Origin of the sequence: Winogradskyella psychrotolerans (assembly GCF_018860565.1) — a bacterium.
GTDB lineage: Bacteria > Bacteroidota > Bacteroidia > Flavobacteriales > Flavobacteriaceae > Winogradskyella > Winogradskyella damuponensis.
Genome location: NZ_JAHKPS010000013.1, coordinates 175,937 through 199,672, shown reverse-complemented (window position 1 = coordinate 199,672; position 23,736 = coordinate 175,937). Strand labels below are relative to the sequence as shown.

At 31.7% G+C, this 23,736-nt stretch carries 23 protein-coding genes; 10 read left to right on the top strand and 13 right to left on the bottom strand.

From position 1 onward, the window contains the following. Positions 1–8: 8 nt before the first annotated feature. The 6 genes from KO504_RS05495 to KO504_RS05470 all read right to left on the bottom strand — a co-directional run bounded on the left by KO504_RS05495 (position 9) and on the right by KO504_RS05470 (position 6,612). Positions 9–512 carry a hypothetical protein gene (locus KO504_RS05495; RefSeq protein ID WP_215925323.1) on the bottom strand — a complete coding sequence of 168 codons (504 nt, stop codon included), beginning with the start codon at positions 510–512 and terminating at the stop codon, positions 9–11. Positions 513–602: 90 nt separating this feature from the next. Further along, a complete protein-coding gene (locus tag KO504_RS05490; RefSeq protein ID WP_215925322.1) occupies positions 603–1,145 on the bottom strand; it encodes an RNA polymerase sigma factor in 543 nt (180 codons plus the stop codon). 296 nt (positions 1,146–1,441) lie between these two features. Next, on the bottom strand, positions 1,442–3,268 hold the full coding sequence (locus KO504_RS05485) for an ABC transporter ATP-binding protein (protein WP_215925321.1): 1,827 nt from the start codon (positions 3,266–3,268) through the stop codon (positions 1,442–1,444). Between the two features lie 3 nt (positions 3,269–3,271). After that, positions 3,272–4,999, bottom strand: a complete 1,728-nt coding sequence (locus KO504_RS05480) for a phospho-sugar mutase (RefSeq protein WP_215925320.1) — start codon at positions 4,997–4,999, stop codon at positions 3,272–3,274. Between the two features lie 84 nt (positions 5,000–5,083). Then, positions 5,084–6,034, bottom strand: a complete 951-nt coding sequence (locus KO504_RS05475; RefSeq protein ID WP_215925319.1) for a glycosyltransferase family 2 protein — start codon at positions 6,032–6,034, stop codon at positions 5,084–5,086. A 44-nt stretch (positions 6,035–6,078) separates the two neighbouring features. Further along, positions 6,079–6,612 (bottom strand): DUF4199 domain-containing protein, encoded by a 534-nt coding sequence (locus tag KO504_RS05470; RefSeq protein WP_215925318.1) that lies wholly within the window; start codon positions 6,610–6,612, stop codon positions 6,079–6,081. Between the two features lie 157 nt (positions 6,613–6,769). Between KO504_RS05470 and KO504_RS05465 the strand changes: the two genes are divergently transcribed. The 3 genes from KO504_RS05465 to KO504_RS05455 all read left to right on the top strand — a co-directional run bounded on the left by KO504_RS05465 (position 6,770) and on the right by KO504_RS05455 (position 9,235). Continuing rightward, positions 6,770–7,021 carry a type B 50S ribosomal protein L31 gene (locus KO504_RS05465; protein WP_215925317.1) on the top strand — a complete coding sequence of 84 codons (252 nt, stop codon included), beginning with the start codon at positions 6,770–6,772 and terminating at the stop codon, positions 7,019–7,021. Between the two features lie 134 nt (positions 7,022–7,155). Continuing rightward, positions 7,156–8,331, top strand: coding sequence for a GlmU family protein (locus tag KO504_RS05460; protein ID WP_215925316.1), 1,176 nt, complete (start codon positions 7,156–7,158; stop codon positions 8,329–8,331). A gap of 1 nt (position 8,332) precedes the next feature. Beyond that, entirely contained in the window at positions 8,333–9,235 is a 903-nt protein-coding gene (locus KO504_RS05455) for a TolB family protein (protein ID WP_215925315.1), read from the top strand. Here KO504_RS05455 and KO504_RS05450 read toward each other — a convergent pair. Continuing rightward, positions 9,222–10,862 carry an ABC transporter substrate-binding protein gene (locus tag KO504_RS05450; protein WP_215925314.1) on the bottom strand — a complete coding sequence of 547 codons (1,641 nt, stop codon included), beginning with the start codon at positions 10,860–10,862 and terminating at the stop codon, positions 9,222–9,224. The two genes, KO504_RS05455 and KO504_RS05450, sit on opposite strands and share 14 nt — an antisense overlap. A gap of 45 nt (positions 10,863–10,907) precedes the next feature. On the opposite strand from KO504_RS05450, the gene mtaB reads away from it, so the two are divergent. Beyond that, positions 10,908–12,230 (top strand): tRNA (N(6)-L-threonylcarbamoyladenosine(37)-C(2))-methylthiotransferase MtaB, encoded by a 1,323-nt coding sequence (gene mtaB, locus KO504_RS05445; protein ID WP_215925313.1) that lies wholly within the window; start codon positions 10,908–10,910, stop codon positions 12,228–12,230. A gap of 73 nt (positions 12,231–12,303) precedes the next feature. Here mtaB and KO504_RS05440 read toward each other — a convergent pair whose 3' ends face one another. Beyond that, positions 12,304–12,600 (bottom strand): N-acetyltransferase, encoded by a 297-nt coding sequence (locus KO504_RS05440; RefSeq protein ID WP_215925312.1) that lies wholly within the window; start codon positions 12,598–12,600, stop codon positions 12,304–12,306. Between the two features lie 152 nt (positions 12,601–12,752). On the opposite strand from KO504_RS05440, the gene KO504_RS05435 reads away from it, so the two are divergent. From KO504_RS05435 to cls, 3 genes are all read left to right on the top strand, one after another. Then, the gene (locus tag KO504_RS05435; protein ID WP_215925311.1) at positions 12,753–13,415 is read left to right on the top strand and encodes an alpha/beta hydrolase; all 663 of its coding nucleotides are present in this window, start codon (positions 12,753–12,755) and stop codon (positions 13,413–13,415) included. Between the two features lie 131 nt (positions 13,416–13,546). Continuing rightward, a complete protein-coding gene (locus KO504_RS05430; RefSeq protein ID WP_215925310.1) occupies positions 13,547–14,506 on the top strand; it encodes a lytic transglycosylase domain-containing protein in 960 nt (319 codons plus the stop codon). A gap of 3 nt (positions 14,507–14,509) precedes the next feature. After that, the gene (gene cls / locus KO504_RS05425) at positions 14,510–15,958 is read left to right on the top strand and encodes a cardiolipin synthase (RefSeq protein WP_215925309.1); all 1,449 of its coding nucleotides are present in this window, start codon (positions 14,510–14,512) and stop codon (positions 15,956–15,958) included. 4 nt (positions 15,959–15,962) lie between these two features. Here the strand turns inward: cls and KO504_RS05420 are convergent, their stop codons facing one another. Next, the gene (locus KO504_RS05420) at positions 15,963–16,541 is read right to left on the bottom strand and encodes a DUF2892 domain-containing protein (RefSeq protein WP_215925308.1); all 579 of its coding nucleotides are present in this window, start codon (positions 16,539–16,541) and stop codon (positions 15,963–15,965) included. A 178-nt stretch (positions 16,542–16,719) separates the two neighbouring features. Between KO504_RS05420 and rpmH the strand changes: the two genes are divergently transcribed. From rpmH to KO504_RS05405, 3 genes are all read left to right on the top strand, one after another. Next, positions 16,720–16,881 (top strand): 50S ribosomal protein L34, encoded by a 162-nt coding sequence (gene rpmH / locus KO504_RS05415; RefSeq protein WP_115818167.1) that lies wholly within the window; start codon positions 16,720–16,722, stop codon positions 16,879–16,881. 120 nt (positions 16,882–17,001) lie between these two features. Then, positions 17,002–19,857, top strand: a complete 2,856-nt coding sequence (gene carB, locus KO504_RS05410) for a carbamoyl-phosphate synthase large subunit (protein WP_215925307.1) — start codon at positions 17,002–17,004, stop codon at positions 19,855–19,857. A 77-nt stretch (positions 19,858–19,934) separates the two neighbouring features. Continuing rightward, on the top strand, positions 19,935–20,318 hold the full coding sequence (locus tag KO504_RS05405; RefSeq protein WP_215925306.1) for a T9SS type A sorting domain-containing protein: 384 nt from the start codon (positions 19,935–19,937) through the stop codon (positions 20,316–20,318). Between the two features lie 71 nt (positions 20,319–20,389). Here KO504_RS05405 and KO504_RS05400 read toward each other — a convergent pair whose 3' ends face one another. The 4 genes from KO504_RS05400 to rmuC are packed head-to-tail and all read right to left on the bottom strand — an operon-like array spanning position 20,390 to position 23,639. Next, complete coding sequence (locus tag KO504_RS05400; protein ID WP_215925305.1) at positions 20,390–20,926, bottom strand: acyl-CoA thioesterase; 537 nt, start codon at positions 20,924–20,926, stop codon at positions 20,390–20,392. Next, complete coding sequence (locus tag KO504_RS05395) at positions 20,919–21,632, bottom strand: DUF3307 domain-containing protein (RefSeq protein WP_215925304.1); 714 nt, start codon at positions 21,630–21,632, stop codon at positions 20,919–20,921. Before KO504_RS05395 ends, KO504_RS05400 begins: the two co-directional genes overlap by 8 nt. Further along, a complete protein-coding gene (locus tag KO504_RS05390; RefSeq protein ID WP_215925303.1) occupies positions 21,629–22,261 on the bottom strand; it encodes a SatD family protein in 633 nt (210 codons plus the stop codon). The genes KO504_RS05395 and KO504_RS05390 overlap by 4 nt, the downstream gene beginning before the upstream one ends. Further along, entirely contained in the window at positions 22,254–23,639 is a 1,386-nt protein-coding gene (rmuC, locus tag KO504_RS05385; RefSeq protein ID WP_215925302.1) for a DNA recombination protein RmuC, read from the bottom strand. Before rmuC ends, KO504_RS05390 begins: the two co-directional genes overlap by 8 nt. Between the last annotated feature and the right edge of the window lie 97 nt (positions 23,640–23,736).

Genomic DNA, 23,736 nt, shown 5'->3' with positions numbered 1-23,736 from the left:
AAACTTTTTTATTCAAAAATTAGGTCTTCTGGTTCTATGTTTTCGAAATATTGATTTAGTGTTTCTTCTGAAATGTTTATATCTATAAAATCGGTTTCTGAAATATCGCTAGTTTTAAACAAAGAGGCAAAATCATCATTGGTATATTCTTCATAATATAAATAATTTTCAATGAGTGCAGTATCTATGTTTTCAAAAGAAATACGATCCTTATTAAATACTAAGCTAAAAAGTAATACAAAACTAGCAGCAATACCAGCAATGTAATAAAATGTATTTCTAGATTTTAATGTAATTACTGGTTTTTTAGTTGTTGTTTTAAGCTCTTCTAAAATTTTAGTTTCAACCGAATTAAAATAATTATTAGGAACAGTAAAGCCAGGAGTTTTAGAACCGCTAATTATTTCTTTTTCATTTAGACGTTCAAAAATTTGATTGTCTAAAGATTCAAAATAGTGATCTGGCGTTTTAAATCCCGAATCTTTAATGTTATGGATGCGTTCTTTTTTCATGTTTGCTGAACTTACTTCAGTATCTGTTTTCTTGAAACTGACGTTATATTCTGTATTCTATGTATTAAGACTTCAAATTTCTAAAATGGTTTAATCTGAAGTTAAAAATGCTTCAATCTTTTTAGCTGCTATATGATACGATGCTTTTAATGCTCCTTCACTAGTATCTAATATTTCTGCCATATCTTTATATTTTAAATCGTCAAAATACCTCATGTTAAATACCAGCTGTTGCTTTTCAGGCAGTGTAGCTATAGCTTTTTGTAATTTTAGTTGAATGTCATCTCCTTCAAAATAAACATCTGCTGTCAAATTATTAATGGCCTTTTGTTGATGCTCTTCATTTGTAATCTGTAGTCGCTTAGCATTTTTATTAATGAGCGTAATAGATTCATTAGTTGCAATTCTGTACATCCAAGAAAATAACATGCTGTCTCCCTTAAATTTATCAATACTACGATAGATTTTTATAAAAGTATTCTGAAGTGCATCATCAGCATCATTATGATTAATCACAATTTTTCTAATATGCCAATATAAACGTTCTTTATAAAGCTGCAATAACTCCCTAAAAGCAGCCTCTTTAGACTCTGGGTTTTGTAAACGTTTTATGAATTCTAATTCGTTAATCAAATGATTTACTTTATATATTAGACGCGTTAAATTACTAAAAGTTTAATTGTAAATTAATAGTGAAAATTTAAGGAATTTGCTTTTGTTGATTATCAGCTTGTTAAGTTTGATATTTTCGATAAAAAGCATAAAAACACGATAAAATACACTTTTTTCTTGTGTAGTATATTTATTTAGTATATGTTTGTCTTAGCTTAACCTATTTACCGTTATCAGTTCCCCAAATCTGGTAACAAAAGAAAAAGGATGCATTTAATTATGCATCCTTTTTTATGTATTAAAACGAAAATTTTGTATTACTCAAAGCTTTGCATATCAACAAGTTTTCTGTAAACTCCATTTTTAGCAATCAGTTCTGCATGAGTGCCTTGTTCTGCAATCTCACCTTTTTGCATTACCACAATTTGATCTGCATTTTGGATTGTAGATAAGCGGTGTGCAATAACAATAGAGGTTCTGTTTTTCATCATGTTTTCTAAAGCATCTTGAACTAAGCGTTCGCTTTCTGTATCTAAAGCTGAGGTGGCTTCATCTAAAATCATAATTGGTGGATTTTTTAGTACAGCTCTTGCAATACTTAAACGTTGTTTTTGTCCACCAGACAATTTGTTTCCTGAATCGCCAATATTAGTTTCTATGCCTTTAGGTAAGTCTTTAACAAACTCCCAAGCATTAGCAATTTTTAAAGCGTCTATTATTTCTTCATCTGTAGCATTTTCTTTGCCTAAAAGAATATTGTTTTTAATACTGTCATTAAATAAGATGGAATCTTGAGTTACTAATCCCATTAAATTTCTTAACGAGTGTTTTGTAATATCTTTTATATTGTCATCGTCTATTTTAATGCTGCCTTCATTTACATCGTAAAAGCGTGTCACTAAATTGGCAATAGTACTTTTCCCGCTTCCAGATTGCCCAACTAAGGCAACGCTTTTCCCTTTAGGGACTTGTAGCGTAAAGTTTTTGAGGACTAAATCGTCTTCGTATTTAAAAGAGATATTATTTAAATGTAGTGCTGAAGTAAAATTGGTTTTAACTTTAGCATTGGGCTTATCTTCAAGTACAGAAGGTGTTTCAATAATTTCTAAAACACGGTCGGCCGCTGCATTACCTGCTTTTACTTTATAACTGGCCTTACTAATAGCTTTGGCAGGAGTTAAAATTTGGTATGCTAAGGCCATATAAGTTATAAAGGCACCTCCAGAAAGGCTATTCTCTATTAATACCATGCTGCCACCATACCATAGTAGTGCAGCTATTGTGGCAATACCTAAAAACTCACTTGCAGGCGATGCTAAATTTTGACGATTCAGTAATTTGTTTGAAAAATTATAAAAACGAGTTGTAGAGTCCTGGAACTTTTTATTAAAGTGTGCTTCTGAGTTAAAGCCTTTTATCACTTTTAGACCACTTAAGGTTTCTTCTAAGGTTGATAGAAATACGCCTTGTTCGGTTTGTACACGACTAGACTTTTTCTTCAAACTTTTTCCTATTCTTGAAATAATTAATCCAGCTACGGGAATAAAAATAAATACAAAAATGGTTAGTTTTACTGAAATTGTAAACATGGTCACAATTGCAAAAACAATGGTAAGAGGTTCTTTTACTATAAGTTCTAATACGGCAAGTAGTGAATTTTTTACTTCATTAACATCACCAGAAATTCGGGCTATAATATCTCCTTTTTTCTTTTCAGAATAATAAGAAATAGGTAAGGTTAGTACTTTATTGTAAATAGAATCTCTCAAGTCTTTTAAAACTCCATTTCTAAGAAAAGTAATAAAAAATAAAGCGAGATAATTAAAAATATTTTTAAGTAAAAACAAACTAATGATTAACATAATCATATACAGTAAGGTGCGTTGCGGACCTTCACTATCGTTAGTTGTAGTTACAAAATAATTTAAATAATCTTCGGCATAAGGTTTAATCTCTCTAATGCCATTATAGACAGGCTTTACGTTTAACCTTTCGGTTTCACCAAATAAAACATTAATCATTGGCATTAAAGCCACCATGGCTAATGTGCTAAAAAGCGCATAGAGCACATTGAAGAAAATGTTGAGGTAACCAAATTTTTTATACGGAATTATAAACCGTGATAATTTTTTTATATAGTCCATTAATTACAAATTCATATCCTTGAGGATAGCATCAATTCTATCTTCCAATAACCGCTCCGTTGAAGCAAAGTCTGCCGTATTGTCAAGATCGGCATTTACGCTGATATAGAATTTTATTTTTGGTTCTGTTCCACTTGGTCTTAGTGCTATTTTACTACCATTTTCAGTATAGTAAATTAAAACATTAGATTTTGGAATGTCTATAGTCGTTTCTTCTTGTGTTTGAAGGTTTTTAGAAATGGATAATTGATAGTCTTCGATTAAGACCACTTTTTCTCCATTGATTTCTTTTAAAGGATTTTCTCTAGCATCAATCATCATTTGTTTAATTTCTTGTGCGCCTTCAATACCTTTTTTAGTTAAGGCAACTAACCGTTCTTTAAAGAAACCGTGTTCTTTATATAAATCAATTAATTCTTGATACATTGTTTTTCCATTGGCTTTAGCTTGTGCAGCTATTTCGCAAGCCAAAAGAGTAGAGGTTACAGCATCTTTATCTCTAACGAAATCGCCAACCATAAACCCAAAACTTTCTTCTCCACCTCCAATAAAATCGAGTTCAGGAAAATCTTTAATCATTTTAGCAATCCATTTAAAGCCTGTAAGTCCAATTTTACATTCTACATTATATGCATTTGCTAAAACAGACATCATAGGTGTAGATACAATTGTAGAGGCAATAAATTGATTTCCATTAATTTTTCCTTCTTTTTTCCATTGTTTTAATAGAAAATTAGTCATTAATACCATGGTTTGATTACCATTAAGAATCACTAATTCATTTTCTAGATTACGGACTACAACACCTAAACGATCACAATCTGGATCTGTACCAATAACGATATCTCCATCTACTTTTTTAGCTAATTCCATAGCCATTTTTAAGGCTTCTGGCTCTTCCGGGTTGGGAGAAACAACGGTTGGAAAATCTCCATTTGGTATACGTTGTTCTTCAACAATGTTTACATTAGTATAGCCTGCACGTTTGAGCGTCTCAGGTATTGCTGTGATAGACGTGCCGTGTAAAGATGTAAATACAATATTTAAATCTTCTTTAGTTTTAGAAGGTGTATTAAAACTACCATTACTCACTGAGGCATCAAAAAAAACGTTATCAATGTCTTTTCCTATATATTGAATTAAATCTGAATTCGCTTCAAACTTAATTTCAGAATAATCTAATCGGTTTATTTCTTTAATTACTGCAGCATCTTGAGGTGGCACTAATTGACCTCCATCTTGCCAATACACTTTGTAACCATTATATTCGGGTGGATTGTGTGATGCTGTTAATACAATTCCACAATGACAGTTTAAATGCTTTAAGGCGAATGATAACTCTGGTGTTGGTCTTAAGTCTTCAAATAAAAAGACTTTAATTCCATTTGCAGAAAAGACATCTGCGACCAGCTTGCCAAAAGTGTTGCTATTATGTCTACAATCGTAAGCAATAGCGACTCTTAGTTCTTCATTAGGAAAGGACTCTTTTAAGTAATTACTTAGCCCTTGTGTATTTTTTCCTAAAGTATATTTGTTTATTCTGTTGGTGCCAAGTCCCATAATACCTCGCATACCACCAGTTCCAAATTCTAAATCTTTATAAAAACTCTCTTCTAAATCTTTAGGATTAGAAGCAATCATGTGTTTGATTTGTTTTTGCGATTCTTCATCAAAAGCTGGAGTTAACCAACTGTTTACACGTTCTAAAATTTCTGGCTTAATATGTATCATTTATAAATAAGTAAAATGGATTCAATAACAAAAATAAACAATTCGTAATTTGAAATGGACTTACAAGACTATAAATTCTAATCGCTAGGATAGATTCAAATTTTCTTTAATAAAATAACGTTGCTGTTGGCGGTTAGATCGCAAAGTAAGTTCGCCTAAAAAACCAGCAATGAAGAATTGTACTCCAATTAACATAGTAGATAAAGCAATATAAAATTGGGGCCTGTCTGTAATTAATCTACCTGTAGGATTAAAGAATAGTTTGTCTAATCCCAAATAAAGAGAAAAGCCAAAACCAATAATAGACATTACGACTCCTAATGCTCCAAAGAGGTGCATTGGTCGTTTTCCAAATCTAGAGATAAACCAAATGGTTATTAAATCAAGGAAACCATTGATAAAACGATTCATCCCAAATTTTGTATGCCCATATTTACGGGCTTGGTGCTGTACAACTTTTTCTCCTATAGCAGTAAAACCAGCATTTTTGGCTAAAACAGGGATGTAGCGGTGCATTTCGCCATAAACATCAATGTGCTTAACAACTTGATTTGAATAAGCCTTTAAACCGCAATTAAAATCATTTAAGATCACACCAGATGTTCGTCTTGCTGCCCAATTAAAAAGTTTTGAGGGTAAGTTTTTAGATAAGTAAGAATCGTATCGTTTCTTTTTCCAACCAGAGACCAAATCAAAATGGTCTTCTGTAATCATTTTGTAAAGTTCAGGGATTTCTTCTGGATTGTCTTGCAAATCCGCATCCATCGTAATAACAACATCGCCTTCAGCTTTTGCAAAACCAGCATGTAAAGCTTGAGATTTTCCAAAGTTTTTTAGAAACCTAATCCCTTTAACGCTAGGATTTATTTCTGCAAGTTCTGAAATAATATGCCAAGACCTATCAGTACTGCCATCGTCTATAAATAGAATTTCATAAGAAAACTGATTGGATAGCATCACTGATACTATCCAATCGTGTAGTTCTTTTAAAGATTCTTCTTCGTTAAGTAGTGGTATAACTACTGATATATTCATATTGATGTTGTCTAATTTCTAGACTTCAAAAATAGAGAAAATTTTTAAGCTGCATTAGGATCATTTTTTTTAACTACAGCAGCTACAATTAAACCTATAATACTAAAGCCAACAAGTTGGTATGCTATAGATTTTAACGAATTGCTTATAGAGAAAAAGCTTCCTTGTGCTTCCATTTGTTTAATTGCTTCGTCAATAGCTTCTTGAGGTGCACCAAAATTTTGCATCATAGATAATTGAGATTCTACGATTTTGTCTTGTAATAAGGTAGCGGCATCAGGATCAATAAAATTAAAGATAACTAAACCAATAAGAGCAGGTATAACTATACCAATTGCAATAGTTATAAAAAAGGCAGTAAAAGCTTCTTTAAAACTTATAAATCCTCCAGAAAGTGTTCTCGCTTTAACAGAGGATACAATGCCAAAAATAATAACAAGTAACATTTGGCCAATTCCAAACCACCATTGGGTAAATAAGTCTAGATATACAGCGTATCCTATTATAGTTAATGAGGATAGAACTAAAGCTAAATAAAGCCCGTATGACGTTGCTGAAGATTTTAAAGATTTTTCCATTTTTAGTTGATTTTTTAGTTAATTATCTAGTTAGTACTCAAAGTTACGGAAATGTTACATAAATTTGTGAAATAAAAAGTACTAAAAAGATTGTACATTTATAAAAAATACTTAAATTTGCACCTCGAAAAATCGAATACATTTAAAGCATTTAGTGATGAAAGCAGGAATACATCCAGAAAATTATAGAGTAGTAGCGTTTAAAGATATGTCTAACGAAGATGTATTTTTAACTAAATCTACAGCAGATACAAGTGAAACTATTGAAGTTGACGGTGTTGAATATCCATTAGTTAAGTTGGAGATTTCTAGAACATCTCATCCATACTATACCGGTAAATCTAAATTAGTAGATACAGCTGGTCGTATTGATAAATTCAAAAACAAATACGCTAAGTTTAAAAAATAAACTCAAGCTATTAGATATTTTTAAAAAGCCCTTCTTTAACAGAAAGGCTTTTTTGTTTTATACAATTAAGTTATTTTTGAAGGGTTAATCGAGGTTTTTAGTTGAAGCTAAAAACTTTAAATTTTAAACTCAGAATGAACTATATACTTTTTGATGGCCCATACCGCAACAACTTGTTGCCATTTACATTTACAAGACCTGTTGCAGATATTAGAGTCGGTATTTTAACGATTCGTCAAAAATGGGAGTCGTATTTAGAATATACTACCACTACTGTAACTGAAGACTATTTGGCAGATAAGTTTCCAATGGTAGAAATGGAAGACAACATTATGATTAATGCGTCTTTTTTACCTAATATGGAAGTGGTTGAAGTTGTAAAAAACTTAAATCATAATCAGGCTTTATTTAAAGCTGAAGATGTCATTGCGTTTTTTGCTAAAGAAGGCGAGGAAGTGAATGATTTTTCAAATTTTGAAGCGATAGAATTTGAAGGTGATATTCTGAAAATTGAGCATACTTGGGATGTTTTTTCTAAGAATGGTGAAGCCTTAGTTGAGGATTTTAACTTAATAACAAAGGACCGACAATCAGAACCAATTCCTGCAACAATCAATACCATAAATCCTGAAAATATTTTTATTGAAAAAGGAGCAACTTTAAATTTTGCAACTTTAAATGCCAGTTCTGGTCCAATTTACATTGGTAGAAATGCCGAAGTTATGGAAGGGGCTATTGTTAGAGGGCCTTTGGCACTTTGTAATAATGCGACATTAAAAATGGCTAGTAAAATTTATGGACCAACCACTATTGGGCCACATAGCAAAGTAGGTGGCGAGGTTAGTAATTCTGTTATTTTTGGTTTTTCTAATAAAGGGCACGATGGCTTTTTAGGTAATTCAGTATTAGGAGAATGGTGTAACCTTGGTGCAGATACCAATAACAGTAACTTAAAAAATAACTATGCAGAAGTAAGGCTTTGGGATTACCAAACCGAAGGTTTTGCTAAAACAGGATTGCAATTCTGCGGATTAATGATGGGAGATCACAGTAAATGTGGTATTAACACCATGTTTAATACTGGTACAGTTGTTGGTGTAAGTGCTAATATCTTTGGAAGTGGATTTCCTAGAAATTTTGTGCCAAGCTTTTCTTGGGGCGGAAGTAAAGGCTTTGTAACCTATAAAACTAATAAAGCATTTGAAGTTGCAGAAGTAGTTATGGCAAGACGAAAAGAAGAGTTTACGGATCAAGATAAAGCGATTTTAGAACATATTTTTGAAGAAACAAAACAATATAGAAGAGAATAGCATGATACTAAAACCCCAATTTACCCTACTTTTTTTATTTATTTTAAGCCTTGGGTTTTCTCAAGAGGTCGAAGTCAAAAGACTAAAAATAAACAACAAACTCGATCATTTTGCAGCAAGAGTTGTAAAAGATAAAGTGTTTTTTAGTTCTAATTTAGTGACTAGAAGTGGTAGAGCAATATTAGATAAATATGCACAAAATTTATATGCTATTTATGAGGCTCCATTACGTGAAGACGGAGAGATAAAGGATGCTAAGCTTGTAAAGAAGAAGGATGTAGGTATGTCTAATATGTCTGTTTCAACTTATTCTAAAGATGGTAAGTATATGTATTATACAGCAAATCACACCGAAAAAGGAGAAAATAAGTTAAAGGATATGAATACGTTTAACCTTTTAATACAAAGAGCAGAGTATGTGGAAGGCAAAGGTTGGACAAACATAACCATCTTACCATTTTGTGATCCAGATTATAATTTTGCGCATCCTGCTTTAAGTCCAGATGGGGCTACATTATATTTTATTGCAGATATTAAAGGGACAAAAGGCAAATCAGATTTATACAAAGTTTCCGTTTCTGATCATAAAACTTATGGTGAAGTGACAAAATTAGGAGAACATATTAATTCGCCACGTACTGAGACCTTTCCTTTTGTTAGTGCAGATAATAAGTTGTACTTCTCTTCGGATAGACGTGGAGGAAAAGGTGGTATAGATATTTATGAATACGATTTAAATGCTACTAACATCATTAAAGAACCGGTATCTTTAGATGAACCTATTAATAGTCGTGGTGATGATTTTTCATTTTTCTTAAATGATGATTTAACCTCAGGATTTATATCATCTAGACGCTCTAGAGGTGAAGGTGGTGATGACCTTTATTATTTTACTGGATTTTAGTTTTTCTTACCGATTTTAATTCCAATAAATTTGTAGCATTAATTCCTAAACCATTTACGTTTTGTCTTGTAAACCTAACTACTTCGTCATAAAAAAGTGGTACAATAGGGGCAGAGTTCATAATAAGCGAATCCATTTTAGTATAAAGTTTTGCTCGTAAATCAGGATTAGTTTCTAAATAAGCAGCTTCATACATTTGGTCGAATTTTGAATTTTTAAAATGCGTGTAATTAGGGCCATTTGGAGCAAAATTATTACTGTAATATAACGACAAATAGTTTTCAGCATCAGGATAATCGGCTATCCAGCTCGCTCTAAAAAAATCGACTTGCCCATTAGCTTTAGCATCTTTTAAGCTAGAAGGTGGGATAACATCCACATTAACTAATAAGCCCGTTTTCTGTAATTCGCGTTGAATAAATTCACAAAAGCTTAAATAATTGCTTGTTGTGGTGAGGGTGATTTCTGGGGTTTTAATTCCAGTTTCAGTCTTGAATTCTGAAACGAGTTGTTTGGCTAATTCAGGTTGATATTTAAAACCAATAGAAGCATCAAAACCAGGTAAACCTTTTGGTATAAAACCGCCATTTGCAGGAATTCCAATACCATTTCTTAAATACGTCATCATTTTGTTTCTGTCAAAACCTACATTAATTGCTTTTCTCAGTTTTAATGCCTGAATTTCGTTGACTTCAGATGCCATAAAAAAGGCTAAATATTCGGTGTTAAGATATGGTCCTCTTATCATTTTTACGTCATCAGCATAGGTTGCTCTTAATTTTCCTTCTGCGGTTAAAATTTCATCTTTATAAGAGCCATCTAAACCAGAAACAAAGTCAATATTACCTTGTGCAAACTGTAGAAACTCACTTTGCTTATCTGGCAAAAAAGTAATAGCAATAGCTTCAAGATACGGCAGCTGTTGCTCATGAGCAGCAGTTTCAAAATAATGCTCATTTCGTCTAAATACTAACTTTAAGTTTTCTTCCCAGCGTTTAAATTTAAAAGGACCAGTTCCTATGGGATGTGCTCTAAAATCATTACCATAATGTTCTACGATCTCTTTAGGAACAACAGAACAGTATTTCATGGTTAACAAGCCTAAAAATGCAGGAAAAGGTTGTTTTAATTTAATTTGAAATGTTGAATCGTTAATAGCAGAAAAGTCTTCTACTTTATTTAAAACCCAACTACCTGGAGAAGCAATGGTTTTATCTTTTAATCTATTGAAACTATATTCAAAGTCAGAAGCATTTACATTTCTAGTAGAATCCTGACTGTTTGAAGAAGTCGCAAATAATTCATGTTTATGAAACTTTACATCGTTTCTAAGTGTAAAAGTGTAGGTTTTGGCGCTATCTGTAATGGTCCAATTTTTAGCAATGGAAGGTTTAACGTTAAGCTGGTCATCCATTTGTACTAAACCATTAAACAATTGATGTGTTGCCCAAATGTCTGCTAAATCTTTAGAAAAAGCAGGATCTAAAGAGCCAATATTTTTGTGTTCATTGTATCTAAATACCAAATGGTCTAATTGAGAGCTTTCTTTAGAGCTGCACGATAAAATTATGAAAAACAATGATCCATAACGTAATCTATTGAATAAGGATAGTCTGAGTTTTAGCATATAACTTATATGTTGTAAATTTGCCAACTTGGTAAAAGTACAAGAATGAATCCAACAAAAAAAGTCGCATTTTATACACTAGGTTGTAAACTGAATTTTTCTGAAACGTCTACCATAGCTAGAGGTTTTACAGACGAAGGATTTGATCGAGTAGATTTTAAGGAATCGGCTGATATTTATGTAATTAATACCTGCTCTGTAACTGAAAATGCAGATAAACGTTTTAAGTCTATTGTAAAACAAGCTCAAAAGAATAATCCTGAAGCATTTGTAGCGGCGATAGGTTGCTATGCACAATTAAAACCTGAAGAATTAGCAGACGTTAATGGTGTAGACTTGGTATTGGGAGCGACAGAGAAATTTAAAATAACAGATTACTTAAATGATCTCACAAAAAATGACTTAGGTGAAGTGCATTCTTGTGAAATTGAAGATGCTGATTTCTATGTTGGCAGTTATTCTATAGGTGACAGAACTAGAGCTTTTTTAAAAGTACAAGATGGTTGTGATTATAAATGTACTTATTGTACAATTCCTTTAGCGAGAGGGATTTCAAGAAGTGATACAATGGCAAATGTTTTGAAGAATGCCAAAGAAATTTCAGAACAAGGCATTAAGGAGATTGTATTAACAGGTGTAAATATTGGAGACTACGGAAAAGGAGAGTTTGGGAATAAAAAACACGAACACACTTTTTTAGATTTGGTTACAGAACTTGATAAAGTTGAAGGTATTGAGCGATTGAGAATCTCATCTATTGAACCTAATTTATTAAAAAACGAATCCATAGATTTAGTTTCTAAATCTAGAGCTTTTGTACCACATTTTCATATTCCATTGCAAAGTGGAAGTAATGACATCTTAAAAAAGATGAAACGTCGCTATATGAAAGAATTATATGTAGACAGAGTTTTAAAAATAAATGAAGTTATGCCACATGCTTGTATTGGTGTGGATGTGATTGTTGGTTTTCCTGGTGAAACAGATGAATTGTTTCTAGAGACTTATAATTTTTTAAACGCATTAGATATATCGTATTTACACGTATTTCAATATTCTGAACGTGATAATACAGAAGCTGCTAAAATGCCAAATGTGGTGTCTAAAGCTAAAAGAGTTAAACGCAGTAAAATGTTACGAGGCTTATCTGCTAAAAAACGTCGCGCGTTTTACGAAAAACAAATAAATACAGAACGAACTGTTTTATTTGAAAGTGAAAATAAAGAAGGTTACATTCATGGTTTTACAGAAAACTATGTAAAGGTTAAAACACCATGGAATCCAGAATTAGTTAATACATTGCATAAAGTAGAACTTACTAAAATTGATGAAGATGGTTTGGTACGTTTTAAATTTCTCGAAAAATAAAAACGTAATACACTGATAAAAAAAAAATCCGAAACTTTTAAAGTTTCGGATTTTTTTAATGTTTTTTCTAGAATTATATTCGAATTCCAACTGGTAGCATGCGTTTATATTTCCTGTTTCGCCTTACAAATTTTGCGATTTCAGGACTTGTAGGTACTACACTAATGTTACGTTCCTTAATATTAGAGAATACCATATCAATAAAGTCCAGTTCAAACTCATCTGTTCTAATCGTGTCAGGAATAATCATTTTGGTTAAGAATATCTTTCGTTCTTGTAAAGAATATTCAATAATAGCCATTTCGTTTTCAACCTTTAATTCAAATTGACGTAGAAAATCATTGTCAATCAATTCAGCAGTTTCTGTCATAATTTTATTGTATTAAATTCAGCGGTTGGTAGCGTAGATACTATATTTTATATAGTTTTGCTGTGCAAAGGTACAAAAAATCAACTAAAGTATTAGGTTATTGTTGTTAAAACCTTAAATTGTAATTAATTAGGACGTCTCAAACATACCCAATGAATCCCCAATTAACACAGATTTATTTAATGCCTGGTATGGCAGCAAATCCATCTATATTTGAACATATAGATCTTCCAAAAAACAATTATGAAATCCATTGGCTAGAGTGGCAGATTCCCAATAAAAATGAGACACTCAAAGATTATGCTCTGCGCATGTGTACATTTATTAAGCACGATAATGTTGTTTTGTTAGGTGTGTCTTTTGGAGGTGTTTTAGTACAAGAAATGAGTAAGTATTTAAACTTAAAAAAGTTAATAGTAGTCTCTAGTGTAAAGTCGCATCACGAGTTGCCAAAACGGCTTAAATTACTTAAAGTTACTAAGGCTTATAAATTTTTGCCTACACAATTGATGAGTAATATTGATTTATTAGCCAAATATGCATTTGGAGAGACCATAAAAAAACGTGTGGATTTGTATAAAAAATACTTATCTGTAAATGATAAAACCTATTTAGATTGGGCTATTAAACAAATGGTTTGTTGGAGTCAAGAGGAAGCTCATCCAGATGCGATATATATTCATGGAGACAATGATGCTGTTTTTCCGCACTCTTGCGTTGGAAATTGTATCGTAATTAAGGGCGGAACACATATTATGATCATTAATAAGTACAAATGGTTTAACGAAAATTTACCAAAACTTATTGAAGGTTGAATTTGAATCTTGTTCTTAGATTGATTACATTTATAAAAAAGAAAAATTATTCAATGCGCATGTTTATAGCCTTGTCATTTAGCACATATTGGTAGTGAATAACATGGAGCGTTTAAAATAAATTAAAACTTATGAAAATCATAAAAAATAGTTTAGCACTAATCGGAGTTGTTTGTATATCAGGCTTATTTATTTTTGCCATGCAAAAGGCACCAGATAAAAAAGCACCTTCAGATTATTTATTAGGTAAGGAAGATCCAATTGTAAATAGTTATAATGTGTACGCATTAGAAATGCCAGAAAATTTAAATTTTGCTGGTGAACCAGTTCCTGTTGAAGATCCCGATATCTATGAGCGTATGGATAGAGAGCTATTAGTCAATACCTATTGGCAATCTAATGGTTTGCTAATGTTTAAACGTGCACAAAAGTATTTTCCTATTATAGAACCCATTTTGAAGAAAAATGGTGTGCCAGATGATTTTAAATATTTAGCAGTTATAGAAAGTGGGTTGGTACAAACAGCAAAATCACCTGCAGGTGCCAGTGGTGTTTGGCAAATTATGAAAGCTACAGGAAGAGAAAATGGTTTAGAAGTAAATACAAATGTTGATGAGCGTTATAATTTAGAAAAAGCAACAGAAGTCGCGTGTAATTACTTAAAGAAAGCAAAAGAGAGCTTAGGTTCATGGACAAAAGCTGCCGCTGCTTATAATGCTGGTAATTATGGTGTGTCAAGACGTTTAAAAGAACAAGATGTTGATGGGTATTACGATTTGTTACTAGGAGAAGAAACCGGTCGTTACGTATTTAGAATTGTAGCTCTAAAAGAAATTCTTTCTAATCCTGAAAAATATGGCTTCAATTTTAATAAGAGTCACTTGTATAAGCATGTCCCAACTTATAAAGTCGAAGTCGATACTGCAGTGACCGATTTTGCGCAATTCGCAAAGAAATTTGGAATTAACTATAAGATTTTAAAACTTCATAATCCTTGGTTAAGAGAGCCGCATTTAAATAATAAATCAAGAAAATCATATCAAATAGATATTCCTGAAAAAGGGTATTACAATACTAATACTCAACCTTAATTCTTGGAATTTGTTAGAAATCATATCTGGCAAATCTTAATTGCACTCAATTATACGCTTGCATTATCTGCTGTTGTAACAATTTTACTTAAAAAATTGAATCCAACTAAAGCCCTTAGCTATATAATAGGTTTATTGGCTGTACCGTTTTTGGGTTTAATTGTTTATTATTTTTTTGGACAAGAATATAGAAAGACTAAAATATTTAGTAGAAAGCATGTTTTAAATCAATCTATTGTAAAAAAGATTCAGGACCAATTGCAGCTTGACACTAAAGCTATTAATGAAGTAGATGAATTGCTTGAAGAAAAATCTAAACTAATTCCATTACTCTACAATAGTGAAAAATCTAAGCTTACAATTAATAATGATGTTAGGCTTATTAAAAATGGTGACGAGAAGTTTAAAATACTTATCAAAGATATAAAAGAGGCTAAACACCATATTCATCTTGAATATTTTATAATTAAAGATGATAAGATAGGTACAGAAATTCTCAATTTATTATGTAAAAAAGCAAATGAAGGCCTAGAAATTAGAATCGTAATAGATGATGTAGGAAGTTCTATAACTTCTAAAATGAAACGTAAACTGAAAGATAACGGCATTGAAATGAATTCATTTATGCCTGTCTTATTTTCAAGATTTACTGGTCAAATGAATTATCGCGACCATAGAAAAATTGCTATTATAGATGGGAAAATTGGGTATGTAGGTGGTATAAATATTTCAGATAACTATGTTAATGCTCATAATAATAGATATTGGAGAGATACACATGTACGTATAACAGGTGAAGCTGTAAAACCACTCCAAATCTTATTTTTTACAACTTGGGATTTTGTTGGTGATGATAAATTAGAAATTTCTAAAAGTTATTTCCCAGATCATAATTGTAAAGAAAATATACCGCTTCAAATTGCGGCTAGCGGACCAGATACGGATTGGTCTAATATAATGGAAGCGATTTTTGTTGCTATTACGAATGCCGAGGATCATGTATATATAACTACCCCTTATTTTATTCCTAACAGTGAGATTGTAACAGCACTGCAAGTTACCGCAAGAAGTAATATTAAGGTAAAACTAATTGTACCTAAAACATCCGATTCGTGGATAGCAGAATATGCTACTAACTCTTATTTAGAATTACTGCTAGAAGCCGGAGTGGAGGTGTACCAATACACTAAAGGCTTTGTTCATGCTAAAACCATGGTTGTAGATGGTGTATTTAGTACTGTTGGTACCACTAATATGGACTATAGAAGCTTTAATATTAACTTTGAAGTCAATGCCTTAATTTATAATAAGGAGTTTAGCCATCAATTAACAGATCTGTTTAATGAGGATTTAAAAGACTGTGAAAAGTTAGAATTAGAAGCATGGCAAAAACGATCTAAGCGCACAAAGCTTATTGAAGCTTTGGCGCGACTTATGGCGCCTTTACTGTAATAAATTAACGTCTACTTCTACGATTCTGTCTAGCTGAAGTCGGTTGGCCGTATTGTTGTTTAGGTATAACCGCTTTTTTCATTTGCTGCTTCATCATTTTTATTTGTTCAGCAAGCATATCTCTTTTATCTAACTTTTCAGCTTCAGCTAATAATTTCTGTGCTTCAGGTTTTCTTCGTTTAGAAAAAGCAATACCAGCTAAATTTAATTTTGCCATAGCCAAATCATGATCCATAGATAAACCTAAACTAATCGCTTTCTTAAAATAAGCTTCGGCTTCATTCATATTGGTTTGAGAAACCATAATACCATTGAGGTAATTTAAATAACCTTGTTGTTTCTTTACTAAAGCACCTTCAGGATTTTTAATTTTATCTAACCATTTCTTTGCTCCCGCAAAATCTTGCTTTCTTAATTTTAAAAAAGCGAGTAAAATCATTTCATTTTTAAAGTAAAGAAAAATGAATATGGTAGAAAGTAATATGTACATTATACCATTTCCAATGTAACCTTCAGTGAATTGATATATCGCATAACCTATTATTAATGCGAAAATGACTAATTTTATATTTTTATTAAACATATTTATGTGTGTTTTTGCAGAGCGCAAAGGTAATAAAAACAAAGAGTTTAAAATCTATTCAAAAAAAATCTTTTGCTATTTGCTAAAGTAAAAACTTGTTGTATATTTGCACGCAGTTTTGAGATAGCTCTCAACTTAGATCATATAAAAGGAATATTAGTTTTTAAAAATATAAGACATGCCAAAAAGAACGTTTCAACCGTCAAAAAGAAAGAGAAGAAACAAACACGGTTTCAGAGAAAGAATGGCTTCTGTTAACGGAAGAAAAGTTTTAGCACGTAGAAGAGCTAAAGGAAGAAAGAAATTGTCTGTTTCAACTGAATCAAGACATAAAAAATAATGATTAACAATTGTTAATATATTAGAGGCGTTACTTAGGTGTAACGCCTTTTTTTGTATCCATTTCTTAACTACTTTTGCACTGCAAAAAAATATACTAGATCATCAAATATAAAGTCTCATGCCTAAAAACAACAACATAAAATCAGTATTACTAATCGGCTCAGGTCCTATTGTAATTGGTCAAGCCTGCGAATTTGATTACTCAGGTTCTCAAGCACTACGCTCATTACGAGAGGATGGAATTGAAACGATTTTAATCAATTCTAACCCTGCAACAATAATGACAGATCCTACTATGGCAGATCATGTTTATTTGTTGCCATTAACAACAAAATCTTTAGTAAAAATATTAAAAGAACATCCTCAGATTGATGCTGTTTTGCCAACTATGGGAGGACAAACTGCTTTAAACTTGTGTATTGAAGCCGATGAAAAAGGCATTTGGGAAGATTTTGGAGTAGATATTATAGGTGTAGATATTGATGCCATTAATATCACTGAAGACAGAGAGCAGTTTAGAGAGTTAATGTTAAAAATAGGTGTTGGTATGGCACCTCAAGCAACTGCAACCTCTTACCTTAAAGGAAAAGAGATTGCACAAGAGTTTGGTTTTCCGCTAGTTATTAGAGCATCTTATACTTTAGGAGGAGAAGGAGCTTCTTTTGTTTATAAAGAAGAAGATTTTGACCAGATGTTAACACGCGGATTGGAAGTATCTCCAATTCATGAGGTTATGATTGATAAAGCTCTTATTGGTTGGAAAGAATACGAATTAGAATTATTACGTGATAAAAACGATAATGTAGTTATTATCTGTACAATTGAAAATATGGATCCGATGGGAATTCATACAGGAGATTCTATTACTCTTGCCCCAGCAATGACCTTATCTGATAAAACGTTTCAGAAAATGCGAGACATGGCTATTCACATGATGCGCAGTATTGGTGATTTTGCAGGTGGTTGTAATGTGCAGTTTGCTGTAAGTCCTGATGATGAAGAGGAAATCATCGCTATTGAAATTAATCCGAGAGTATCGCGTTCTTCTGCATTAGCAAGTAAAGCAACAGGGTATCCTATTGCTAAAATTGCAGCAAAATTAGCTATAGGTTATAATTTAGATGAATTAGATAATCAGATTACAAAATCTACATCAGCCTTATTTGAGCCTACCTTAGATTACGTAGTCGTTAAGATTCCACGTTGGAATTTTGATAAATTTGAAGGTTCAGATCGTACTTTAGGTTTACAGATGAAAGCCGTTGGTGAGGTGATGTCTATTGGCCGATCATTTCAAGAAGCATTACACAAAGCAACACAATCACTTGAGATTAAAAGAAATGGTTTAGGAGCAGACGGAAAGGGATATAAAGATTACGATACTATTATTGAAAAATTAACGCATGCAAGTTGGGATCGCGTATTTGTGATTTATGATGCTGTTGCTATGGGAATTCCGTTAAGCCGTATTCATGAAATCACAAAAATTGATATGTGGTTTTTAAAGCAGTATGAAGAATTATTTCAACTTGAAAGAGAAATTTCTCAATTCAAAATAGAAACTATTGAACGCGAATTATTACTAGAAGCGAAACAGAAAGGCTATGGTGATAGACAAATAGCACATATGTTGAGTTGTTTAGAAAGTCAGGTTTATAATAAGCGAAAAGAACTTAATATTAACCGTGTGTTTAAATTGGTAGATACTTGTGCGGCAGAATTTAAAGCACAAACACCATATTATTATTCAACTTTTGAAAGTGAGGTTGAAACAGCAGACGGGAAAGTGTATGTACAAAACGAAAGTATTGTTTCAGATAAAAAGAAAATTATTGTTTTAGGTTCTGGGCCAAACCGAATTGGGCAAGGTATTGAGTTTGATTACTGCTGTGTGCATGGTGTTTTGGCAGCAGCTGAATGTGGCTATGAAACCATAATGATTAACTGTAATCCTGAAACGGTGTCTACCGATTTTGATATCGCAGATAAATTATATTTTGAGCCTGTTTTCTGGGAGCATATCTATGATATCATTCAGCATGAGAAACCAGAAGGTGTTATTGTGCAATTAGGTGGACAAACCGCTTTAAAACTTGCTGAAAAATTAGAGCGTTATGGTATCAAAATTATGGGAACTAGTTACCAATCTTTAGATTTAGCTGAAGATAGAGGTAGTTTTTCAAACATATTAAAAGAGAACAATATTCCTTATCCAGAATTTGACGTTGCAGAATCTGCTGATGAAGCTTTAGCTATTGCAGATGTTTTAGATTTTCCAATATTGGTTAGACCTTCATATGTATTAGGAGGACAAGGGATGAAAATTGTGATTAATAAGCAGGAATTAGAATCTCATGTTATAGATTTATTAAAATCTATTCCTGGAAATAAATTGTTATTAGATCATTATCTAGATGGCGCTATTGAAGCCGAAGCTGATGCTATTTGTGATGCCGATGGTAATGTGTATATCATTGGAATAATGGAGCATATTGAGCCTTGTGGAATTCATTCAGGTGACAGTAATGCATTATTGCCAGCTTTTAATTTAGGTGATTTGGTAATGCAACAAATTATAGATCATACACACACTATTGCTAGAGCATTAGATACTATTGGTTTAATTAATATTCAATTTGCGATAAAAGATGATGTTGTTTATATCATTGAGGCTAACCCAAGAGCTTCTCGTACAGTGCCTTTTATTGCAAAAGCTTACAAAGAACCTTATGTAAACTACGCTACTAAAGTAATGTTAGGTGAGAAAAAAGTAACAGACTTTGACTTTAAACCACAATTAGAAGGTTACGCTATAAAACAACCTGTATTTTCATTTAATAAGTTTCCAAACGTAAATAAACAATTGGGACCAGAAATGAAAAGTACGGGAGAAAGTATCTTATTTATTGATAGTTTAAAGGACGATCAGTTTTATGATTTATATGCAAGAAGAAAAATGTATTTAAGTAAGTAATTGGCATAGTTTTCGATGAAGTGTATAGTGTTATTCATTAATAATTACTAACTTAGCTATAATAAGGCCCAAATTATATGAAAAAATTACTACTCATTTTTATATCGGTATTCACTTTTAGTACTATGTCTGCAAATGCGACATGGAATGTAAATGGTGATGTTAAGTTTATAGAAAACGCTAATTATATATATGATTTAAGTGAAAATATTGCTTTATATCAAGATGAAGGTTTTAAAATTTCACCGAATCCTTCAAAAAATAAGTTAAATATTAAATTGCCTGCGTCATCTGAAAATATGACACTCGAAGTATTTGATGTTTTAGGTAAGCGTATTCATAAAAGTACAATTACTAAATTGGAAGCATCAGTAGATGTTTCTAATTGGAAAACTGGAGTATATCTTGTGAAAATTTCAAACGAAAAAGAATCACAAACCAAACGCTTTATCAAGCAATAAAGGAATACAAAAAACAAATAAAGAGCTGCTTTAATCTTGATAATCATCAAAAGGAAGCAGCTTTTTTTTTATTAAAAATCAAGTTTTACACGATAATCCTTTAATTGTTCTAAGTGCTGGTCTACATTTTTATAAAGGTTCTCTAAGTCGGCACTTCGTTTGGTATCACTGTCTCGTCTAATTATAGATTTAATAAAACGCTTGGCGGCTAATTTATTAGTTAGAATTAAACCTGGAACTGTAACTGTATTTCCGTCTTCATCTACAGCAACCATAATAAAATAGGAAGAATTACAGTGTTTCTTTTCGCCTGTTCTAATATTTTCAGATTCTACTCTTATACCTACAACCATAGATGATTTACCCACATAGTTAACAGAAGCTTTCATGGTTACTAATTCGCCAACTTCAATTGGGTTTAAAAAGTTAACCTTATTAACAGAGGCCGTGACGCAATAGCTACGAGAATGTTTTGAAGCGCAAGCAAAAGCAACATTATCCATTAAACTTAAGATATAACCTCCGTGAATTTTTCCTCCAAAATTAGCATAGGATGGTTTCATTAATTCTGAAATCTGAATTCTAGAATCTTCCGTAGTTTTAAACATAATTGATAAGATTTAAGTATAGTAAACTAGTAATTATAGCAATGCCAAAACTGATTAATGTACCTATTAAAATGTATTCGGTAAGTCTTCTATCTTTTGATGCCGATAAATTACCAAAGCTAAAAACAGATTTAGCCGTTATTAAAAAGCCAACGGCCTCCCATTGACCACAAATCATAAACAGAAAGACTAATGTCCGCTCAAGTACTCCAATATAATGACCAGCATATTTTATAGATTTATGCTCAGTTTTAAGGTCATCCATGATGTCTTTTAGTAATAAATTACTCATAATAACAGATACAGGCTTTGTAAGAAACAACAAGCAAATTATAAATAATAGAATTTCCTCTATTTTAAATTCAGTTTTTATTAACGGTAAATCAGTAAATAAGTGCAATGCAGCAAAAATTACTAATAAGTGTAGTGCTTGATCAATAAAGAAAAGAAATACTTCGTTTTCTTTATTTAGCATATATATTTTTAAAACATCAATTAAAAAGTGTAGACAAATAATAAAAACAATAATTGGCCATAATTTTAAATCCCAAAGTAAAAGTGTAGTAATAATTAAGTGAACTAATATGTGAAAATATAACTTAGGGGATTTAATTTTGTTTTTTCTCTTATCCTTAGCCCAAGAATTTGGTTGCAAAATGAAATCACCTAAAATATGTGCTAGTAATAGTTTTAATAGAATTATCATTGCTTAAGGTTTTTTAATTTGTGATTTAAAATATTATTTAGCTCTAGTATTTCATTTAAATATGCTCGTTTTTTTCTTTTGCTTACTGCATCTTGACTGATTCCAATAATACTGGCTAATTCCGATTGAATCATATTAGGATTTTCTAAAGATAGTTTTATAATCTGAGCAGAGTTTACAGTCCAGTTGTCCATAGCAATAAGTGCTAACTTAAAATAAAGGTTAACTTCTTTATTAAGATACTCGTCTTTTGTTTTAAGTTTTATGTTTTGTTTCTCTTTTTTAAGTTTTTCAAAAATTTCGCCAGAATAAATAAATGCTTCACCATTTGATTCACTAACATTCTTTCCTTCATAAGATTTTTTTCCAATACCTATTGCTATGCGAACATCTAGACCTTTAATGGATTTAATGCAAGATTTTATGTATGCTGTTGCATTTAAACAATTATGATAAGATTCAAATTCAATTTGAAAACTATCACCTCTGAAAATTTGCCATTTAGAGGTGTTATGTTGTAAATAACTTAAAGCATCTTTTAGAGGCTCAATCCAAATGTTAGGATTTGTTTTTGTTCTAGAATTAATTATATCACCTGTTATAACTGCTATGCTTTTATTATTAATCATCTTCTGTAGCACGTTTAATAATACTTTCAGGAAGCGCTTTCTTGGCTTTAGCACCCATTTTTTTGATTTTTTCTACACGAGAAATAAGGTTACCTTTGCCATCTACTAATTTATTCATAGCAGCAGAATAGTCACTTTTAGCAGCATCAATCTTTTTACCAACACCAGTTAAATCAGTTACTAAACCTTCAAATTTATCATAGAGTGCTCCGGCTTGTTTGGCAATTTCTAAAGCATTTTGTTGTTGTTTTTCGTTATTCCACATTGTGTCAATTGTACGTAACGTCGCTAAAAGTGTAGAAGGTGTAACAATGACTATGTTTTGTTCAAAGGCTTTATTATATAATGAATTGTCGTCATTTATAGCGACTGCAAAAGCAGGTTCAATAGGAATAAACATTAATACAAAATCTGGAGATTCAATATCATATAAATCCTGATAATTTTTGGCAGAAAGCTGATCGACGTGCTTTTTTATAGAATTAACATGCGCTTTTAAAAAGATAGGACGTTGGTCTTCTTCGGCGTTTACAAACTGTTCGTAAGCAGTTAGTGACACTTTAGAATCGATAATCATTTTTTTAGAATCTGGAAGATGTAATACTACATCTGGCATTACTCGAGAACCATCTTCGCGCTGAAAATTTTGTTGTACAAAATACTCACGGTCTTTTTCTAAACCCGATTTTTCTAAGACACGTTCTAGCACTAATTCGCCCCAATTTCCTTGCGTTTTACTATCGCCTTTTAAGGCTCTTGTAAGGTTAGTCGCTTCTTTTGCCATTTGTTGGTTAAGATCTTTTAAGCCTAACAACTGTTCTTTTAAAGCGGAATGCATACTGATACTTTCCTTTTGTGTATCTTCAACTTTCTTTTCAAATGTTTTGATTTTTTCCTCTAGCGGATTTAAAATATTCTTAATGTTTTCTTTATTCTGAAGTGTAAATTTTTCGGATTTTTCATCTAAGATTTTAGAAGCCATTAATTCAAAATCCTTTCGCAATTGTTCTTGTTGTTCTGCTAATTCTTCGTCGCGTTTTAAGTTTGCTTTTTCAAGATTTTCGTATTCCGAATTACGTCTAGAAAGTTCTGTGTTTAAAAAGTCTTTTTCTCGTCTAATGGCTTCACGCTCACTTTCAATTTTAGAAATGGTTTCTTTTAACTCCGTTAATTGCTGTGTAAAGTATTGGTCTTGTTTTTGGTTTTCGGCTTCAGAATAGGTTTTAAATTCATTGAATTGCTGCTGAAGATTAGTATTGCGTTCTTCTAAAGTACTTTTGTCACTTTTACTTTTTAATTGCGAAAATTTAAGGCCTATAAAAGCTCCAATTCCAGCGGAAATGAAAATGGTAATGATAAGAATAATGGTATCGTTCATGTTTAAAATTGAAATTTATCAAAGATACATTTTTAGCTTGAAGAATGAAGGATTTAGTTGGAAGCTCAAAAGCATAAATTCTTTCTCTAAGTTTTGA

Excerpts from the sequence above, each read along its gene's own strand:
- KO504_RS05495 (WP_215925323.1), bottom strand. The coding sequence starts at position 512 with ATGAAAAAAGAACGCATCCATAACATTAAAGATTCGGGATTTAAAACG.
- KO504_RS05485 (WP_215925321.1), bottom strand. The coding sequence starts at position 3,268 with ATGGACTATATAAAAAAATTATCACGGTTTATAATTCCGTATAAAAAA.
- KO504_RS05480 (WP_215925320.1), bottom strand. The coding sequence starts at position 4,999 with ATGATACATATTAAGCCAGAAATTTTAGAACGTGTAAACAGTTGGTTA.
- KO504_RS05475 (WP_215925319.1), bottom strand. The coding sequence starts at position 6,034 with ATGAATATATCAGTAGTTATACCACTACTTAACGAAGAAGAATCTTTA.
- KO504_RS05470 (WP_215925318.1), bottom strand. The coding sequence starts at position 6,612 with ATGGAAAAATCTTTAAAATCTTCAGCAACGTCATACGGGCTTTATTTA.
- KO504_RS05465 (WP_215925317.1), top strand. The coding sequence starts at position 6,770 with ATGAAAGCAGGAATACATCCAGAAAATTATAGAGTAGTAGCGTTTAAA.
- KO504_RS05460 (WP_215925316.1), top strand. The coding sequence starts at position 7,156 with ATGAACTATATACTTTTTGATGGCCCATACCGCAACAACTTGTTGCCA.
- KO504_RS05455 (WP_215925315.1), top strand. The coding sequence starts at position 8,333 with ATGATACTAAAACCCCAATTTACCCTACTTTTTTTATTTATTTTAAGC.
- KO504_RS05450 (WP_215925314.1), bottom strand. The coding sequence starts at position 10,862 with ATGCTAAAACTCAGACTATCCTTATTCAATAGATTACGTTATGGATCA.
- mtaB (WP_215925313.1), top strand. The coding sequence starts at position 10,908 with ATGAATCCAACAAAAAAAGTCGCATTTTATACACTAGGTTGTAAACTG.
- KO504_RS05440 (WP_215925312.1), bottom strand. The coding sequence starts at position 12,600 with ATGACAGAAACTGCTGAATTGATTGACAATGATTTTCTACGTCAATTT.
- KO504_RS05435 (WP_215925311.1), top strand. The coding sequence starts at position 12,753 with ATGAATCCCCAATTAACACAGATTTATTTAATGCCTGGTATGGCAGCA.
- KO504_RS05430 (WP_215925310.1), top strand. The coding sequence starts at position 13,547 with ATGAAAATCATAAAAAATAGTTTAGCACTAATCGGAGTTGTTTGTATA.
- KO504_RS05420 (WP_215925308.1), bottom strand. The coding sequence starts at position 16,541 with ATGTTTAATAAAAATATAAAATTAGTCATTTTCGCATTAATAATAGGT.
- rpmH (WP_115818167.1), top strand. The coding sequence starts at position 16,720 with ATGCCAAAAAGAACGTTTCAACCGTCAAAAAGAAAGAGAAGAAACAAA.
- carB (WP_215925307.1), top strand. The coding sequence starts at position 17,002 with ATGCCTAAAAACAACAACATAAAATCAGTATTACTAATCGGCTCAGGT.
- KO504_RS05405 (WP_215925306.1), top strand. The coding sequence starts at position 19,935 with ATGAAAAAATTACTACTCATTTTTATATCGGTATTCACTTTTAGTACT.
- KO504_RS05400 (WP_215925305.1), bottom strand. The coding sequence starts at position 20,926 with ATGTTTAAAACTACGGAAGATTCTAGAATTCAGATTTCAGAATTAATG.
- KO504_RS05395 (WP_215925304.1), bottom strand. The coding sequence starts at position 21,632 with ATGATAATTCTATTAAAACTATTACTAGCACATATTTTAGGTGATTTC.
- KO504_RS05390 (WP_215925303.1), bottom strand. The coding sequence starts at position 22,261 with ATGATTAATAATAAAAGCATAGCAGTTATAACAGGTGATATAATTAAT.
- rmuC (WP_215925302.1), bottom strand. The coding sequence starts at position 23,639 with ATGAACGATACCATTATTCTTATCATTACCATTTTCATTTCCGCTGGA.